The following is a 16,681-nucleotide window of genomic DNA, read 5'->3' on the forward strand; positions in this document are numbered from 1 at the left end:
CTCCGGGCCAATCGGAGCCTCCAGAGCTGCCGGCATTCACGCAGCGTTGCAAATGCCGTGCGCCCGATGGGCCTTGGGGCGAAAAGACTACAGCGCTCCAAGGCACAATGTCGGGATGAACATCGTGATTCTTGACGACTACCAGGATGCAGTGCGCAAGCTCCATTGCGCCACCCGGCTCGACGCCTACACCGCCAAGGTCTATACCAACACCGTCAAGGGTCTGGGGCAATTGTCGATCCGGCTCAAGGATGCCGACATCATCGTGCTGGTGCGCGAGCGCACCCAGATCACCCGCCAGCTGGTCGAAAAGCTGCCGCGCCTCAAGCTCATCGCCCAGACAGGCAAGATCGGCAACCACATCGACGTGGCGGCCTGCACCGAGCGCGGCATCGCCGTGGCCGAGGGCGTGGGCTCGCCGGTGGCGCCTGCGGAGCTGACCTGGGCCCTGGTGATGGCGGCCACGCGCCGGTTGCCGCAGTACATCTCCAACCTCAAGCACGGCGCCTGGCAGCAGTCGGGCCTCAAGACGGCGTCCATGCCGCCCAACTTCGGGCTGGGCACGGTGCTGCGCGGCAAGACGCTGGGTATCTGGGGCTATGGCCGCATCGGCCAGCTCGTGGCCGGCTATGGCCGGGCCTTCGGCATGAACGTGCGCGTCTGGGGCCGCGAGGCATCGCGCGCCCAGGCCCTGACCGATGGCTACCAGGCCGCCACCACGCGCGAGGAATTCTTCTCGCAGTGCGACGTGATCTCGGTGCATCTGCGCCTGAACGACGAGACGCGCGGCATCATCTCGCTCGAGGACCTGTCGTGCATGAAGCCCACCTCGCTGTTTGTGAACACCTCGCGTGCCGAGCTGGTGGAGTCCGATGCCTTGATCGCCGCCTTGAACCGGGGCCGCCCCGGCATGGCCGCAGTGGACGTGTTCGAGAGCGAGCCCATCCTGCAGGGCCACGCCTTGCTGCGCCTTGAGAACTGCATCTGCACCCCGCACATCGGCTACGTGGAGCAGGACAGCTACGAGCTCTACTTTGGTGCAGCCTTCGACAACGTGATCAACTTCATCAAGGGCACGCCCACCAACATCGTGAACCCGGGTTCGCTGCAGGTGCGCCGCTGACGCCCCCCCCTGCCGCCAACGCAAGCAGCGTCGGCAGCACCAACGAAAAAGGCTTCCCGAGGGAAGCCTTTTTTGATTCCGCAGGGCACTGCCCGAAGGCAGCGCTCCCGCACGGGATTGCGTTCGACCGGATAACTAGGCGGGGAGCCGCAGACAGTGCTGTAGCACGGCAAGGCTCCGGAGCGACGTTAGCCGGTTGAAGGCAAGTCCGTCCCTTAGTTCAGGGGGGTCTTCTTGCCGTCCTTGTAGTTGTACAGGGTGATGGCAGGGTTCTTCATTTCGCCGTTGGGTTCGAAGGCGATCGTCGAGGTCACGCCCTTGAAGCTGGACTTGAGCAGCTCGGGGGTGTAGACCTTGGGGTCCACCGAGTTGGCACGCTTCATGGCGTCCACGATCAGGTACGTGGCGTCGTAGGTGTAGGGGCTGTACACCTGGAACTGGTTGGGGTACTTGGCGTCGTACTTGGCCTTCCAGGCCGTGCCGCCAGGCATCTTGGCCAGCGATGCACCGCCTTCGGCGCAGATCACGTTGGCCAGGGTCTTGGCACCGGCGGCCAGCTTGGCGATTTCAGCCGTGCAGATGCCGTCACCACCGAAGAACTTCACGTTGCCCATGCCCAGCTGTTCCATCTGGCGCAGCATCGGGCCACCTTGGGGGTCCATGCCACCGAAGAACACGGCATCAGGGTTCTTGGACTTGATGGCGGTCAGGATGGCCATGAAGTCGGTGGCCTTGTCGGTCGTGAACTGCTCGTCCACCACCTTGATGCCCTTGGCGGAAGCGGTCTTCTTGAACACGTCGGCAACGCCCTGGCCGTAAGCGGTACGGTCATCGATGATGGCAACCGTCTTGAGCTTCAGCGTGTCCACGGCGTAGGCAGCCAGGCCAGCGCCCAGGGCGTTGTCGTTGGCAATGATGCGGAACGTGGTCTTGTAGCCTGGCTTGGTCAGGTTGGGGTTCGTGGCCGCGCCGGTCACGTGGGGGATGCCGCAGTCGTTGTAGACCTTGGAAGCAGGAATGGTGGTACCGGAGTTGAGGTGACCCACAACGCCAGCCACCTTGGCGTCGCACAGCTTCTGTGCAGCGGCCGTGCCTTGCTTAGGATCGGCTGCGTCATCTTCTGCCTGCAGTTCGAACTTGATCTTCTTGCCGCCGATCGTGATGCCCTGCGTGTTCAGTTCTTCAATGGCCATGCGGGCGCCATTTTCGTTGTCCTTGCCGTAGTGGGCTTGGGCGCCGGAAACCGGAGCCACGTGGCCGATCTTGACCACCTGCTCTTGTGCAGAGGCCACACCAGCAGCAGCCGCGATAGCAGCAACCACGGTCAGTTTCAACTTCAATTGCATATCAATCTCCAGTAAAGATAAACGCTGAGAATTAGTCTTGTGTCTCAACGCAGGCGAACATATCGCAATTTACGGGCCAGATCATTAGGGAACACGATTAAATGAGGGAGAAACCACAGGGGAATACCCTGTCATCCCTTTGTCGGCGCAGTGTGGCTGCCTGCGAGCTCATCGGCCACGGCCTCGTATACCGCGTGGCGGACCACGGATTCGATCTCCTCGCGCAGCCTGGGAAGCACCGACCGCGTCTGCTCCTGCACCACTGTGGCGATGGCATCGCGCAGGCGCTGGTCCAGCGCCACATCCACCCGCTGCATGACCCGGTGCACCATGTACTCCTCCATGCCCTCTGGCAGTGCACGCGCGGCGGCCTGCCGCCCCATATTCGGCACCACGGGGGCTGCTGCAGGCGCTGCAACGGCCACGGCCACGGCCACCGGAGCTACCACGGGGCGAGCCGCTGCGGCTGGTGGCTGGGCGGGCAAGGATGCCGCAGGCACTGCGGGTGAGGGTGTGGGCGCTGGCGCAAGCGAGGGTGCCGCCATGGCCTGCGGTACCGCCGGCGAAGCCACAGGGGCGGCCAAGGCCGAGGGGGCGGCCGCCGCGATCTGCGCGCGGCGCAATGCCAGGGCCTCCAGGGCACGGCTGGCCGCCTGCGCCACCGGTGAGGCGGCTGCGGGTGTGGCGGCGGCAGGCGCCAGCGCAGGGGCAACCACCGGGGCCGCCTGGGGCACTGCACGGCTGGGCGTGGCGGCGGCAGGGGCTGCCACCGCAGGAGACGGGCGCGCCGCAACCGCAGGGGACACGGCCGCAGGCAGCTTCGCCACCAGGGGCACGGGCATGGCACCCGGCACCTGCACCACTTCAGTGAGCGTGGGCACAAAACGGGGCGGCGTGCGGGGTGGCGTGGTGGCCATCAAGCGCCTTTCAGCACCAGATCGTGGCGCACGATGGCGTAGCCGCGCGAGGCATAGTGGCGCCAGCGGTTGCGCGCGTGTCCCCGGTCCTCTTCGTCGTGGGCGCTGACCACTTCGATCAGCTTCTCGAAACGGCCAAAGCCTTCGGGCACCTCGGCGCCCAGGTTCAGCAGCACCTCGTGGTGCGGTGCACCCTGCACGTCCGAGGTCAGCAGCACCGGCGAGGCCAGGCGCAGGTCCTCGTCAGCCGCGTCGGTGCAATGTGCGACGAAATCCTGCGGTGCCATGCTCCACATCTGCCGGTCCAGCGCCGCCAGCACATGGGCCGGGCCGGCGATGACCAGGCGCGCATCGCTGCGCAGCACCTTGCGCGCAAACCGGCAGGCGTACGCCACCTTGTCCGGCGCGTTGAAATGGAAGGCGACTTCTGTCATCTGGCTCAGGCAGCCTTGGCGCGGGTGGTTCGGGTCGCGCGCTTGGCGGCCGGCTTGGGGGCCGACGAGGCATCTGCCTCGCGGTCCAGCAGGTACTGCACCAGCAGGCCCACGGGGCGACCCGTGGAGCCCTTGGCCGCCCCGCCCTTCCAGGCGGTGCCGGCGATGTCCAGGTGCGCCCAGGGCATGTCGCCCACGAACTTCTGCAGGAACTTGGCGGCCGTGATGGCACCACCCGCGCGGCCGGCCACGTTGCCCATGTCGGCAAAGTTGCTCTTGAGGCCGTCGGCATAGTCATCGTCCAGCGGCATGCGCCAGCACGGGTCCTGGGCGGCATCGCCGGCCACCTGCAGGGCCTGGGCCAGGTCCTCGTTGTTGCTGAACAGGCCGCTGCGCACGCCGCCCAGGGCAATCACGCAAGCGCCGGTGAGGGTGGCGATGTCCACCACGGCCGCAGGCTTGAAGCGCGTGGCATAGGTCAGCGCATCGCACAGCACCAGGCGCCCTTCGGCGTCGGTGTTGAGCACCTCGATGGTCTGGCCGCTCATGCTGGTCACCACGTCGCCCGGCTTCACGGCCCGGCCATCGGGCATGTTCTCGCAGGCGGGGATCAGGCCCACCACGTTGATGGTGGGCTGCAGCTCGCCCAGGGCACGGAACACGCCCAGCACGCTGGCGGCGCCGCACATGTCGAATTTCATCTCGTCCATCTCGGCCGCCGGCTTGATGGAGATGCCGCCGGTGTCGAAGGTGATGCCCTTGCCCACCAGCACCACGGGCGCCTGGTCCTTGGCCGCACCGCTGTAGCGCAGTTCGATGAAGCGCAGCGGCTCTTCCGACCCCTTGGCCACCGCCATGAAGGAGCCCATGCCCAGGCGCTCGACTTCGGCCGGGCCGTGCACCTTGCACTGGATGCGCGGCTGCTTGGCCAGCGTCTTGGCGGCATTTGCCAGCAGAGTGGGCGTGGCATGGTTGGCGGGCCGGTTGCCCCATTCGCGGGCAAACTCCACCCCTTCCACCAGGGCGATGCCCTGGTAGAAGGCCACACGCACCTCGGAGGGGTCGGGCACGCCCACCACCACACGGTTCAGGCTGCGCGCCTCGGCCTTGGGCTTGGTGGTGGTGTAGACATAGCTGGCGTCGGCCACGGCCTGCACCGCAGCGCACACCGCATCGGCCTGGGCGCTGCCGGCAAAGCACACCACCACGCGCTTGGTCTGGGGCGCCTTGAGCGCCGAGGCCACCGCGCCGAGCGCCAGGCGCACGGCACGGGCCGCGCCATCGCCCACGCCCAGCAGCAGCACGCGGCGCGCCGCCACGGCGGGCACCTGGTACAGCGCCAGGCTCTTGCCCGGCTTGGCGGAAAAGTCGCCTTGCTTGAGCGCCAGGGCCGCCAGCGTGGAAAGGGCATCGCGCCCCGGCTTGAAGCCCTCGGGGACCAACACGACCAGCAGGTCGCATTTCTCGGAGGCAGCTGCCGGCAACTCAAGGGTCTTCAGATCAAAGTTCATAATCGGTGTTTTCCATAGAACGTGTTTGCGATCTCGACAGCGCGGTCTCGGAAAGATCGCAAGCAGGTTCTTCTATAGCAATGTTATTCGATTCATCCATCCGCAAGGAGCTGGCGCGCAGCTTCGGGGCCACACTGGTGGTGCTGGTCACCGTGGTGATGACCATGATGCTCATTCGCACGCTGGGCCAGGCATCGCGCGGCAGCGTGAGCCCCTCTGACGTGATGCTGGTCATGGGCTTCACGGTCCTGGGCCAGCTGTCCACCATTTTGACGCTAAGCCTGTTCGTCGCCGTCGTCGGCACGCTCTCGCGCATGTACCGCGACAGCGAGATGGTGATCTGGTTCGCCAGCGGCCGCGGGCTCATCAGCCTGCTGCGCCCGCTGCTGCGCTTTGCCTGGCCCTCGATGCTGGTGATCGCCGTGCTCTCGCTGCTGGTGTGGCCCTGGGCCAACACGCAGATCCAGGAGCTCAAGACCCGCTACGAGCAGCGCAGCGACATCGACCGCATCGCCCCCGGTGAGTTCCAGGAGTCGGCCAACGGCAGCCGGGTGTTCTTCATCGACAAGGACAGCCCCGACAACATGGTGGGCAACAACATCTTCATTGCCACCAACGTGGGCAACAAGGAGACCGTCACCTCCGCGCGCAGTGCGCGGCTGGAGACCCAGGGCGGCGAGCGCATGGCCGTGCTCAGCCAGGGGCAGCGCCTGGAGACCACGCACGACAAGCCGGGCCTGAAGATCAGCGAGTTCGAGGAGTACACCACCCGCATCGGCTCGGCCCCCGCCGGCTCTGCCGAAGAGCTCTCGGTCAAGACCCGCGCCACCCATGAGCTGCTGATGCAGCCCCTGCCGGCCTACCGGGCCGAGCTGGGCTGGCGCATCGGCCTGGCCCTGGCGGCGCTGAACTTCGTGGTGCTGGGCCTGGCCGTGGCCACCGTCAACCCGCGTGCGGGGCGCAGCACCAGCCTGGTGTTCGCGCTGTTCGCCTTCATCGTGTACTACAACCTCATGACCCTGGGCACCAGCTGGGTCGGTGCCGGGCGCCTGGGGCTTGCCAGCTTCATGCTCATGCTGCACGGCGGCATACTGGCCTTCTCGCTGCTGGTGCTGACCGCGCGCCACAACCACTGGAGCCTGCGCCGCCTGTGGCAGCGCCGGAGCCCCGCATGAAAACCATCCGCCGCCTGATCCACCGCGAGGCCTTCTTCGCCGTCGCCTATGTCACCATCGGCTTCCTGGCCCTGTTCTTCTTCTTCGACCTGGTCGATGAGCTGCGCTGGGTGGGCCGCACGGGGCCCCAGGGCTACCAGCTGTCGCACGCCATGCTGTTCGTGGTGCTCAGCATTCCCAGCCACCTGTATGAGCTGCTGCCCATCACGGTGCTCATCGGCACCATCTTCGTGATGGCACGACTGGCGCAAAGCTCCGAATTCACCATCATGCGCACCAGCGGCATGGGCCCCTGGCGGGCCATGCGCACCCTGCTCACGCTGGGCGGGTTTTTCGTGGTGCTGACCTTTGCCGTGGGCGACTACATCGCACCCCTGAGCGACAAGGCCGCTCAGCTGATCAAGGTGCGCCACCTGGGCCGCCTCACCTCAGGCGCCACCGGCGCCTGGCTCAAGGAGCGCCAGGACGACCACTCCTACGCGGTGAACGTGCGCGCCCTCACGCCCGACGGGGGCATGCTCGACATTCGCATCTTCGAGTTTGACGCCAAGGGGCTGCTCGCCTCGCAGACGCGCGCGGCATCGGGGCGTTTTGGCGACGGCGGCGCCTGGGAACTCACGGACGTGCAGCGCAGCAGCTTCCAGCAGCGCGGCGAAGACCAGGCCCGCGTGGACCGGCTGAGCGTGCCCGCACTGCAGTGGCCGACCCGCATCAGCGCCGACATGGTGGCCGCCTCGCTGCTCAAGCCCGACCGCATGGCCACGGTGGACCTTTTCCAGTACATCCGCCACCTGGACAGCAACGGCCAGTCGGCCCAGCGCTACGAGATCGAGTTCTGGCGCAAGGTGTTCTACCCCCTGTCCTGCCTGGTGATGGTGGTGCTGGCCCTGCCCTTTGCCTACCTGCACTTCCGCTCGGGCGGCATCGCCGGCTATGTGTTTGGCGGCGTCATGGCCGGCATCAGCTTCTTTTTACTGAACAACGTGTTCGGCTATGCCGGCAACCTGCAGAACTGGTCACCCTGGCTCACGGCAGCAGCGCCGGGGTTGATCTACTCCCTGCTATCGCTGGGCGCCTTCAGCTGGCTGGTTCTCAGGCGATAGCGCACCATGTCCGCCATTGTCCTGTTCGCTCACGGGTCCCGCGACCCACTGTGGCGCGCGCCCATGGAGGCCGTGGCTGCGCGCATCGCGGCGCAGCAACCCGGCCGGCCCGTCGCCTGCGCCTACCTGGAGCTGTGCGCCCCTGCCCTGCCCGACGCTGTCGCGTCGCTGGTGGCACAAGGCGCCCGCCAGGTCACCGTGGTGCCCATGTTCCTGGGCACCGGCAAGCATGCGCGCGAGGACCTGCCGGTGCTGCTGGAGCAGCTGCGTGCCAGCCACAGCGCCGTGCAGTTCAGCGTGCAGGCCGCCATTGGCGAAGACCCCCGCATGACCGCACTCATGGCCGAGATCGCCTGCGAGTTGCCTGCCATCTGAGTTTTTGCCAACCGTCTCCGATATCTCTTAGATGCTTGCAGCATAATGATGCAACTCTTTAGGCGATATCAGATATGAATCTGCACCAATTCCGCTTTGTCCAGGAGGCCGCGCGGCGCGGCCTGAACCTGACCGAAGCCGCCAAGGCCCTGCACACCTCGCAACCGGGCGTCTCCAAGGCCATCATCGAGCTGGAGGAAGAACTGGGCGTGGATATCTTCGCGCGCCACGGCAAGCGCCTCAAGCGCATCACCGAGCCTGGTCAGCATGTGCTCAAGAGCATCGAGGTCATCATGCGCGAGGTGGGCAACCTCAAACGCATTGGCGAGCAGTTCAGTGCCCAGGACAACGGCACGCTGAGCATTGCCACCACCCACACCCAGGCCCGCTACGTGCTGCCCGTGCCCGTGGCGCGCCTGCGCGAGGCCTACCCCAAGGTCAACATCAGCCTGCACCAGGCCACCCCCGACCAGGTGGCGCGCATGGTGATCGACGAGGTGGCCGAGATCGGCATGGCCACCGAATCGCTGGCCGACTACCCCGAGCTGGTGACCCTGCCCTGCTACGAATGGGAGCACGTGCTGGTGCTGCCCCCCGGCCACCCGCTGGCGCAGAAGGAACGCATCGGCCTCGATGACATCGCGCACGAGCCGCTGATCACCTACCACCCCTCGTTCACCGGGCGCGGCAAGATCGACCACGCCTTTGCCGCGCGCCGGCTGCAGCCGCGCATCGCGCTCGAAGCCATCGACTCGGACGTGATCAAGACCTATGTGCGCCTGGGCCTGGGGATCGGCATCGTGGCCGAGATGGCCATGCGCGACGACCCCGTGGGCGACCTGGTGGTGCGCCCCGTGGGCCACCTGTTCGGCCAGAGCGTGGCGCGCGTGGCCTTCAAGCGCGGGGCCTACCTGCGCAATTTCGTGTACAAATTCGCAGAATTGCTGAGCGACCGCCTGAGCCGCGAGCTGATCGCCCGCGCCATGACCGGCCACGTCAACGACTATGAACTCTGATAACCGGACCATGAATTCTTCTTCGACAACCGCAGCCCCTTGCGTTTGCTGCGGCCAGACCCTGCGCGCCGGACTGGAGGAATGGCACTGGGTATGCGCGCTGTGCGGCTACGAATTCGCACAGTTTGCGCCCGCGATCAATGAAGCCGAATCCCACAAGAAGCTCGATGAAGCCCAGCGCGACACCGCACTCAAGAGCCTGCGCGAGGCCAATTTCAACCAATTGCTGGACCGCATCGGCCGCCATACCGCCCCCGCTGGCACGCGCCTGCTGGACGTGGGCGCAGCCCATGGGTGGTTTGTGAAAGCTGCCACATCCCGGGGCTTTACCGCCCTGGGACTGGAGCCGGACCACGCCGTGTGCGAGCAGGCGCAGCGCAACGGGGCATTGGTGCGCGAGGGCTTCTTTCCCGATGTGCTGGCTGCGCACGAGCAGTTTGACGTCATCGTCTTCAACGACGTGTTCGAACATATCCCGCATTCCGATGCGCTGCTGTCGCAGTGCATTGCACGGCTGGCCCCCGGGGGGTTGCTGGTGCTGAACCTGCCCTCCAGCCGCGGAGTGTTCTACCGAGCCAGCAAGCTGCTGCACCGGTTCGGCGCGGGCGCATTTTTTGACCGGCTCTGGCAAAAAGGCATGCCGTCGCCCCATCTGCACTACTTCCATGCACGCAACCTCACCCAGCTGAGTGCGCGGCATGGCCTCACCCTGATCGACTCGGCCCATCTGGCCAGCGTGCACCTCGATGGCCTGTATGCGCGCATCACCTACTTCAAATCGGGCGTGCGCTGGCTGGCCCCTCTGATCTGGCTGGCCATCGTGGCGGCGTACCCACTGGTGCGCTGGGGCGCCCCGAGCGACATTGACGTGGTGATATTCCGCCGCAACGGCGGCTAGGTCGCCAGCCATCGGCGCACCCGCATACCCCTTTCCTTCCCTCCTCATCCCCGTCCCATGACCCTCGCGACCGACACCGCACGCACCCCCGTCCTTGCCAGCAAGCTGCCCCAGGTGGGCACCACCATCTTCACCGTGATGTCGGCCCTGGCGGCCGAACACAATGCGGTGAACCTGGGCCAGGGCTTTCCGGACTTTGCCTGCGACCCGGCCTTGGTCGATGCGGTCACCGCCGCCATGCAGGCCGGCCACAACCAGTACCCGCCCATGACCGGCGTGCCTGCTCTGCGCGAGGCGGTCTCTGCCAAGATCGAGGCCCTGCATGGCCGCCGCTACGACCCGGCGAGCGAGATCACCATTACCGCCGGCGCCACGCAGGCCATCATCACCACCATCCTGGCCATCGTGCACCCGGGCGACGAGGTCATCGTGCTCGACCCCTGCTACGACAGCTACGTGCCCAACATCGAGCTGGCCGGCGGCCGCGCGGTGCGCGTGCCGCTCACGCCCGGCACCTTCCGCCCCGACTTCGGCAAGATCAGCGCCGCCATCACGCCGCGCACGCGCGCCATCCTGATCAACAGCCCGCACAACCCCAGCGCCACCGTCTGGAGCGCCGAGGACATGCTGGCACTGCAGGACCTGCTGGCCCCGACCGACATCCTGCTGATCAGCGACGAGGTCTACGAGCACATGGTGTTCGACGGCGGCCAGCACCAGAGCGCTGCGCGCTTCGCGGGCCTGGCGGCGCGCGCCTTCATCGTCTCGAGCTTCGGCAAGACCTTCCACGTCACGGGCTGGAAGGTGGGCACCGTGGCGGCGCCCGCCGCGCTGACGGCCGAGTTCCGCAAGGTGCACCAGTTCAACGTGTTCACGGTGAACACGCCCGTGCAGTACGGCCTGGCCTCGTACCTCAAGGACCCGGCCCCCTACCTGCAGCTGCCCGCCTTCTACCAGGCCAAGCGCGACCTGTTCCGCGAAGGCCTGGCCGGCTCGCGCCTGAAGCTCTTGCCCAGCACCGGCAGCTACTTCCAGTGCGTGGACATCTCGGCCGTGAGTGACCTGAACGAATCGGACTTCTGCCAATGGCTCACACGCGAGATCGGCGTGGCGGCCATCCCCCTGTCGGCCTTCTACGGCGATGGCTTCGACCAGCGCGTGGTGCGTTTCTGCTTTGCCAAGAAGGATGACACCCTGCGCGCGGCACTGGAGCGGCTGCGCAAGCTGTGACCGGCGAGCCGCGTCAGCGGTAACCCGCCACGTCCACCGGCTCCCCCCCCCCCCCCCCCCCNGCCCCAGGCATCGGGCTGGCTGCCGTCCAGGTCCGTGAAGCCATAGACCCGCGCCAGCTGCCCGCTGGAGAGGGATTGCCCATTCCAGCGCGCCACCTGCGGGTCCTGCGCCAGCGCCACCACGGCCCGGCCCACGTAGGCCGGGCTTTCGGCCACCGCGAAGCCGGGCACGCGCGCCACCGCATTGCGCCAGTGGGCCTCGGTGACGCCAAAGGCCTCCAGCATCGCTTCGGAGCGCATCCAGCCGGGCGACAGCGACACGGCGGTGGCGCCATGCGGCCCAAGTTCATGCCCCAGCGCAAAACCCATGCGCAGCACTGCGGCCTTGGCGATGTCGTAGAAGAAGGAATTGCGGTAGCGCGTGCCGTTGTACTCGGCCGTGCCGTCGTTGACCTCTACCACCAGGCCACCCGGCGCCTTGAGCAGCAAGGGGATGGCAAAGTGGCTGGTGATGGCATGCGTGTCCACCGCCAGGCGCAGGGTGCGCAGGCCGTAGTCCAGGTCGGACTCCCATACAGTCTTGTTCCATTCGATGTGCGTGGCGCCGAAGATATCGTTCACCAGCAGATGCAGCGCACCCTGCTCGCGCTCGATGCGGGCCACCAATGCACGCACTTCGTCCTGCACCAGGTGGTCCACCCGCACGGCGATGCCCTTGCCGCCAGCCTGGTCCACGAGGGCCGCGGTTTCCTCGATGGTCTCGGGCCGGTCCATCTCCGAACGCTGCGCGCCCGATGAGCGACCAGTCACGTAGACGGTGGCTCCGGCCGCGCCGAGTTGCACGGCAATGCCTCGGCCAGCACCCCGCGTGGCGCCGGCCACCAGGGCGACTTTTCCCCGGAGGGAGGTGGGGCTTGGGTTCATATGGTCCTTCCTGTTGTGTCCATGGACTGCCACGGTACCGATGCCTGGAGCCTAGGTCTTGGAAGAAAGCGAAACGCCGCGCTGCAGGAACTCGGTGGGCGACAGCCCGCACAGTGCGCGGAACTCGTTGGCCAGGTGCGCCTGGTCGTAGAAGCCACCATCGGCGGCCAGCGCGGCCCACGGCGGCGCCGCTGGGCCACTGCGCAGCGCGCGCAGGCAGGCATGCAAGCGCGCCAGCCGGCCCCAGGCCTTGGGCGACATGCCCACCTCGGCACGAAAGATCTGTTGCAGGCGCCGCTCGCCCATGCCGACGGCTTGGGCCACGTCTCGGGGGCGCATCCGGCCAGCGGAGGTAGCCAACAACGCCGCAGCATGCACAACACAGGGGTTGGCAGGCCGCGCACTCTGCGACAGACGCTGCTCCAGCGCGGCCCGCAGCAGGGCAACGCATGCCGTGTCGTCGCGCTGCCCGGCCATGCGTTCGCGCAATTCGGCAAAGGCCCCGCCCCACAAGGCATCCAGCGTCACCGCCCTGCCCTGCAGCTCCCCGGCTGGCACCCCGAGCAAGGCCGATGCAGTGCCAGGACGCAGCGCCACCGACACACTGTGCATGCTGCTGCGGCGCCAGCGCAGCAGCACGGGCGCGGTGGCGGCGCCCAGGGCGACGCTGCCCTGGCGCTCACTCGCCAGGCCGGACAGCGTGCTATCGCCCAGGTGAATCACCAGGCGCACGGCCCCGTCGGGCAGCACACGCTCGGCCACCTCGGCGTCGCCAACAAAGGTCTCGCGGTACAGCAGGATCTGGGAGACATGGGCACCCAGTTGCTTGCCCACTTGAAAGGCGCTCAGCGTGTCGGCGGGCACCGTGGTTTCGGGCCCGTGCGAGGGGTCACCATCGAGGCGGAGAAAGAGGCGCTCGGTCATGGGATGCTGCAGATGGCTCCATCCTAATCCACTGCCTGTACCGGCAGGCGCCCGCGCGTTCCGCTACAGCAGCACGATGTCGTACTGCTCCTGCCCCATCGCGCTTTCGGACTGCAGCGAAATCGGCTTGCCGATGAAGTCCGACAGGCCCGCCAGATGCTGGCTTTCCTCGTCGAGGAACAGCTCCACCACGCGCGCCGAGGCGACCACGCGGAATTCGCGCGGGTTGAACTGGCGCGCTTCGCGCAGGATCTCGCGCAGGATGTCGTAGCACACGCTGCGCGCGGTCTTCACGCTGCCCTTGCCCTGGCAGGCCTCGCAGGGCTCGCACAGCATGTGGGCCAGGGATTCACGGGTGCGCTTGCGCGTCATCTCCACCAGGCCCAGTTGCGAAAAGCCGCCGGCCATGGTTTTCACGCGGTCGCGCCCGAGCTGCTTCTTGAACTCGGAGAGCACCGCCTCCTGGTGGCCGCCCTGCACCATGTCGATGAAGTCCACGATGATGATGCCGCCCAGGTTGCGCAGGCGCAGCTGGCGGGCAATGGCCTGGGCGGCCTCCAGGTTGGTCTTGAAGATGGTGTCGTCGAAATTGCGCGCGCCCACGTAGCCGCCGGTGTTCACGTCGATGGTGGTGAGCGCTTCGGTCTGGTCGACGATGAGGTAGCCGCCCGATTTGAGGTCCACGCGACGGCCCAGGGCCTTGGCCACCTCTTCGTCGATGGAGTACAGGTCGAAGATGGGGCGCTCGCCCTTGTAGTGCTGCAGCTTGGGCGCTGCCGCGGGCATGAATTCCTGCCCGAAGGCGCGCAGGCGCTGGTACTGCTCGAGCGAGTCGAGGCGGATGGTCTGCGTGTGGTCGCCCACCAGGTCGCGCAGCACGCGCTGCAGCAGATCCAGGTCCTGGTGCAGCAGCGACATGGGCGGCAGCCGCAGCGATGCCTCCTTGATGCGCGCCCAGGTCTTGCGCAGGTAAGCGATGTCCTCGGCCAGCTCGGCATCGGTCGAGTCCTCGCCATTGGTGCGCAGGATGAAGCCGCCGCCACCGCCCGTGGCCTTGTCGCCCACCATGGCCTGCAGGCGGGCACGCAAGGCATCACGCTCAGCCGAGGGGATCTTCTGCGACACGCCGACATGGTCGTCCTGCGGCAAGAAGACCAGCAGGCGCCCGGCAATGCTGATCTGCGTGGACAGGCGCGCACCCTTGGTGCCGATGGGGTCCTTGATGACCTGCACCATGAGCGACTGGCCCTCGAACACCTGCTTTTCGATGGGCACCTGCGGCTCGCCCTTGCGCGCGAACGCGGGTGGTTCGCCATCGGGCTGGCGCTGCCAGACATCGGCCACGTGCAGAAAGGCGGCGCGCTCCAGGCCAATGTCGATGAAGGCCGACTGCATGCCCGGCAGCACGCGCGAGACCTTGCCGAGGTAGACATTGCCCACCAGGCCGCGCTCCAGCGTGCGCTCGATGTGCAACTCCTGCACGGCGCCGTGCTCCACGATGGCGACGCGTGTCTCCTGCGGCGACCAGTTGATGAGAATATCTTGTTGCATGGTCGTCAACGCTTGTTGTTCTTCAAACAGGGAATCCGGCGGCGCGCAATAGCTGCGCCGTCTCGTACATGGGCAGGCCCATGATGCCCGAATAGCTGCCGCTCAGTTGCGGAATGAAGGCCGCCGCGCGGCCCTGCACGCCATAGGCACCGGCCTTGCCCAGGGGTTCGCCAGTGTTCACGTAGTCATCGACCTGCTGCGGCGTGAGCGCTGCGAAGGTGACGCGCGAGACCGACAGCGCCGCCACCCGGCGCGTGCCCATCTGCAGCGCCACGGCCGTGAGCACCCGGTGCGTGCGCCCCGCCAGTTCGGTCAGCATGCGCCCGGCATGCGCTGCATCGTCGGGCTTGCCGTAGATGGCGCGGCCCAGTGCCACCGTGGTGTCGGAGCACAGGATGGGCGCCTCGGGCAGGCCCCGGCGTGCGCGGCGCGCCATGGCGGCATCGAGCTTGAGGCCGGTGACGCGCTGCACGTAGGCGGTGGGCACCTCGCCAGGGTGGACTTCCTCGATGGCCTCGGCATCCTCGCCCATGTCGCCGTCCACATTGGGCACCAGCAGTTCATGGCGCACGCCCAACTGGTCGAGCAGCTGGCGGCGGCGGGGGCTTTGGGAGGCGAGGTAGATGAAGTCCGGCATGGTGGATGAAGGATAACCAAGAACGTGCAGTAGAACCGCGAATTCCTATCATCCCTTGCTACGCAATCGGTAGCAAATCACGCCCGGGACATCATTCCCGGTGGTAGGGGTGGCCTGCGTTCACGGACCAGGCTCGATACAGCTGCTCGATGAGCAGCACGCGCACCATGGCATGCGGCAGGGTCAGGTCGGACAGGCGGATGCGCTCATGCGCCGCCTGGCGAAAGGCCGGGTCGAGCCCGTCGGGCCCGCCGATGACCAGGGCCACGTCGTCCCCGCCCAGTTGCCAGCCCTTGAGCCGCTCGGCCAGGGCCTTGGTGGTGAGGTTGGAGCCACGCTCGTCGAGCGCGACCACGCGGGTGCCCCGGGGAATGGCGGCCTCGATGCGCTCACGCTCGGCGGCATACAGCGTCTCGATGGTCTTGGAGCCGCGCGGCTCGGTCTTCACCGCCTTGAGCTCGACCTTGATCTCGAACGGGAAGCGCTTGGCATAGTCTTCGTAGGCGGTCTGTGCCCAGTCGGGCACGCGCTGGCCCACGGCCACGATCAGCAGTTTCATGGCAATTCAGGCGCCAAAAGATTGTTGCGGGAGACGGGCCGAAGCCATCCTCCATCGCCTCACTTGCGGCCGGGCGCCCTTTTGGCTGGGGCCTTGGCCGCTGGCCGTGCACCACCGCGCGAAGCGGGCTTGGCGGCCTCGGCATTGGCCTTGCTGCGCGGCACCGATGGCTTGACCACGATGGTCTTGATCGGGGCCTTGGTAGCTGCGGGCTTCTTGGCTGCGGGCGCCTTTGCCGGTGCGGCCTTGGCGGCAGCGCCGGACTTTGCGGGTGCGCGGCTCGGTGCCTTGGCGGGGGCCTTGGCTGCTGGCTTGGCTGCCGCCGGTGCGGGCCTGCCTGCCGACTTGGCGGCGGGGCGGGCAGCGGACTTGGCAGGCGCTGCCGCCTTCTTGGCCGCGGGGCGCGCCGAGGTACCGCTCTTGGCGGCCGACTTGGCATCGGACTTGGCGGCCTTCTGGGCCGACTTCTTCTCGGCCAGCTCGGTGGCTGCCGACGATGCCGGCTTGGCCGCGCCCAGCTTCAGGCGCACAGGTATTTCGCCCCACAGCTCTTCCAGGCGGTAGTACTGGCGGATGGCGGGCTGCATGATGTGCGCCACGGCGGCGCCGCAGTCCACGATGATCCATTCGCCGTTGTCTTCGCCTTCGATGCGCGGCTTGGAAAAGCCGGCTTCCTTCACCGCGTCGCGCACGCTGGCGGCCAGCGCCTTGGTCTGGCGATTGGAGGTACCCGATGCCACGATGACCCGTTCAAACAGCGGCGAGAGATGCTCGGTGTTGAAGACCTGGATGTCTTGCGCCTTGACGTCTTCCAGGCCATCGACGATGGCGCGCTGGAGTTTGGTGACGTCTTTCTTGGCGGCGGTTTCCGATTTGGTGGATGTGGTCATCAGGCGGTGATTTATGAGGAATGGAATCAATATAGCGCGCAACGGGGCGTGCAGCCAGTGGGCTGG

16 protein-coding genes and 1 pseudogene are annotated in these 16,681 nt (G+C 67.0%); 7 read left to right on the top strand and 10 right to left on the bottom strand.

Annotated elements, in window-relative coordinates:
* The first annotated feature begins 115 nt into the window (after positions 1 to 115).
* A complete protein-coding gene (locus ASE28_RS17420) occupies positions 116 to 1,123 on the top strand; it encodes a D-2-hydroxyacid dehydrogenase family protein (RefSeq protein WP_057267756.1) in 1,008 nt (335 codons plus the stop codon).
* 215 nt (positions 1,124 to 1,338) lie between these two features.
* Here ASE28_RS17420 and ASE28_RS17425 read toward each other — a convergent pair whose 3' ends face one another.
* From ASE28_RS17425 to ASE28_RS17440, 4 genes are all read right to left on the bottom strand, one after another.
* Positions 1,339 to 2,469, bottom strand: a complete 1,131-nt coding sequence (locus ASE28_RS17425) for a branched-chain amino acid ABC transporter substrate-binding protein (protein WP_057203164.1) — start codon at positions 2,467 to 2,469, stop codon at positions 1,339 to 1,341.
* Positions 2,470 to 2,600: 131 nt separating this feature from the next.
* Positions 2,601 to 3,386 carry a hypothetical protein gene (locus ASE28_RS33120; RefSeq protein WP_235516153.1) on the bottom strand — a complete coding sequence of 262 codons (786 nt, stop codon included), beginning with the start codon at positions 3,384 to 3,386 and terminating at the stop codon, positions 2,601 to 2,603.
* Positions 3,386 to 3,820, bottom strand: a complete 435-nt coding sequence (locus ASE28_RS17435; RefSeq protein WP_057267758.1) for a DNA polymerase III subunit chi — start codon at positions 3,818 to 3,820, stop codon at positions 3,386 to 3,388. The genes ASE28_RS33120 and ASE28_RS17435 overlap by 1 nt, the downstream gene beginning before the upstream one ends.
* A 5-nt stretch (positions 3,821 to 3,825) precedes the next feature.
* The gene (locus ASE28_RS17440) at positions 3,826 to 5,331 is read right to left on the bottom strand and encodes a leucyl aminopeptidase (RefSeq protein WP_057267760.1); all 1,506 of its coding nucleotides are present in this window, start codon (positions 5,329 to 5,331) and stop codon (positions 3,826 to 3,828) included.
* An 80-nt stretch (positions 5,332 to 5,411) separates the two neighbouring features.
* Here ASE28_RS17440 and lptF point away from each other — a divergent pair, with 80 nt between their 5' ends.
* The 6 genes from lptF (at position 5,412) to ASE28_RS17470 (ending at position 11,128) form a co-directional block, all read left to right on the top strand.
* A complete protein-coding gene (gene lptF, locus ASE28_RS17445; RefSeq protein WP_057267762.1) occupies positions 5,412 to 6,506 on the top strand; it encodes an LPS export ABC transporter permease LptF in 1,095 nt (364 codons plus the stop codon).
* Positions 6,503 to 7,609, top strand: a complete 1,107-nt coding sequence (lptG, locus tag ASE28_RS17450) for an LPS export ABC transporter permease LptG (RefSeq protein ID WP_057267764.1) — start codon at positions 6,503 to 6,505, stop codon at positions 7,607 to 7,609. Before lptF ends, lptG begins: the two co-directional genes overlap by 4 nt.
* A 6-nt stretch (positions 7,610 to 7,615) precedes the next feature.
* Complete coding sequence (locus tag ASE28_RS17455) at positions 7,616 to 7,984, top strand: sirohydrochlorin chelatase (RefSeq protein ID WP_057267766.1); 369 nt, start codon at positions 7,616 to 7,618, stop codon at positions 7,982 to 7,984.
* Positions 7,985 to 8,058: 74 nt separating this feature from the next.
* Positions 8,059 to 9,000 carry a CysB family HTH-type transcriptional regulator gene (locus ASE28_RS17460; protein ID WP_057267767.1) on the top strand — a complete coding sequence of 314 codons (942 nt, stop codon included), beginning with the start codon at positions 8,059 to 8,061 and terminating at the stop codon, positions 8,998 to 9,000.
* A gap of 10 nt (positions 9,001 to 9,010) precedes the next feature.
* Positions 9,011 to 9,898 (top strand): class I SAM-dependent methyltransferase, encoded by an 888-nt coding sequence (locus ASE28_RS17465; protein WP_057267768.1) that lies wholly within the window; start codon positions 9,011 to 9,013, stop codon positions 9,896 to 9,898.
* 57 nt (positions 9,899 to 9,955) lie between these two features.
* Positions 9,956 to 11,128: a pyridoxal phosphate-dependent aminotransferase gene (locus ASE28_RS17470; RefSeq protein ID WP_057267769.1), complete on the top strand. Its 1,173-nt coding sequence runs from the start codon at positions 9,956 to 9,958 to the stop codon at positions 11,126 to 11,128.
* Positions 11,129 to 11,190: 62 nt separating this feature from the next.
* Here ASE28_RS17470 and ASE28_RS31470 read toward each other — a convergent pair.
* The 6 genes and pseudogenes from ASE28_RS31470 to rsfS all read right to left on the bottom strand — a co-directional run.
* Positions 11,191 to 12,054, bottom strand: a pseudogene (locus ASE28_RS31470) (SDR family oxidoreductase); the annotation flags it as partial.
* A gap of 51 nt (positions 12,055 to 12,105) precedes the next feature.
* Positions 12,106 to 12,978 (bottom strand): AraC family transcriptional regulator, encoded by an 873-nt coding sequence (locus ASE28_RS17480; RefSeq protein WP_057267771.1) that lies wholly within the window; start codon positions 12,976 to 12,978, stop codon positions 12,106 to 12,108.
* A gap of 63 nt (positions 12,979 to 13,041) precedes the next feature.
* Entirely contained in the window at positions 13,042 to 14,529 is a 1,488-nt protein-coding gene (rng, locus tag ASE28_RS17485; RefSeq protein ID WP_057267772.1) for a ribonuclease G, read from the bottom strand.
* A 22-nt stretch (positions 14,530 to 14,551) separates the two neighbouring features.
* On the bottom strand, positions 14,552 to 15,166 hold the full coding sequence (locus ASE28_RS17490) for a nucleoside triphosphate pyrophosphatase (protein ID WP_057203174.1): 615 nt from the start codon (positions 15,164 to 15,166) through the stop codon (positions 14,552 to 14,554).
* Positions 15,167 to 15,257: 91 nt separating this feature from the next.
* Complete coding sequence (rlmH, locus tag ASE28_RS17495; RefSeq protein WP_057267773.1) at positions 15,258 to 15,725, bottom strand: 23S rRNA (pseudouridine(1915)-N(3))-methyltransferase RlmH; 468 nt, start codon at positions 15,723 to 15,725, stop codon at positions 15,258 to 15,260.
* Between the two features lie 59 nt (positions 15,726 to 15,784).
* Positions 15,785 to 16,615, bottom strand: coding sequence for a ribosome silencing factor (gene rsfS, locus ASE28_RS17500; RefSeq protein WP_057267774.1), 831 nt, complete (start codon positions 16,613 to 16,615; stop codon positions 15,785 to 15,787).
* Between the last annotated feature and the right edge of the window lie 66 nt (positions 16,616 to 16,681).

Source organism: Acidovorax sp. Root219, assembly GCF_001428665.1.
GTDB lineage: Bacteria > Pseudomonadota > Gammaproteobacteria > Burkholderiales > Burkholderiaceae_C > Acidovorax.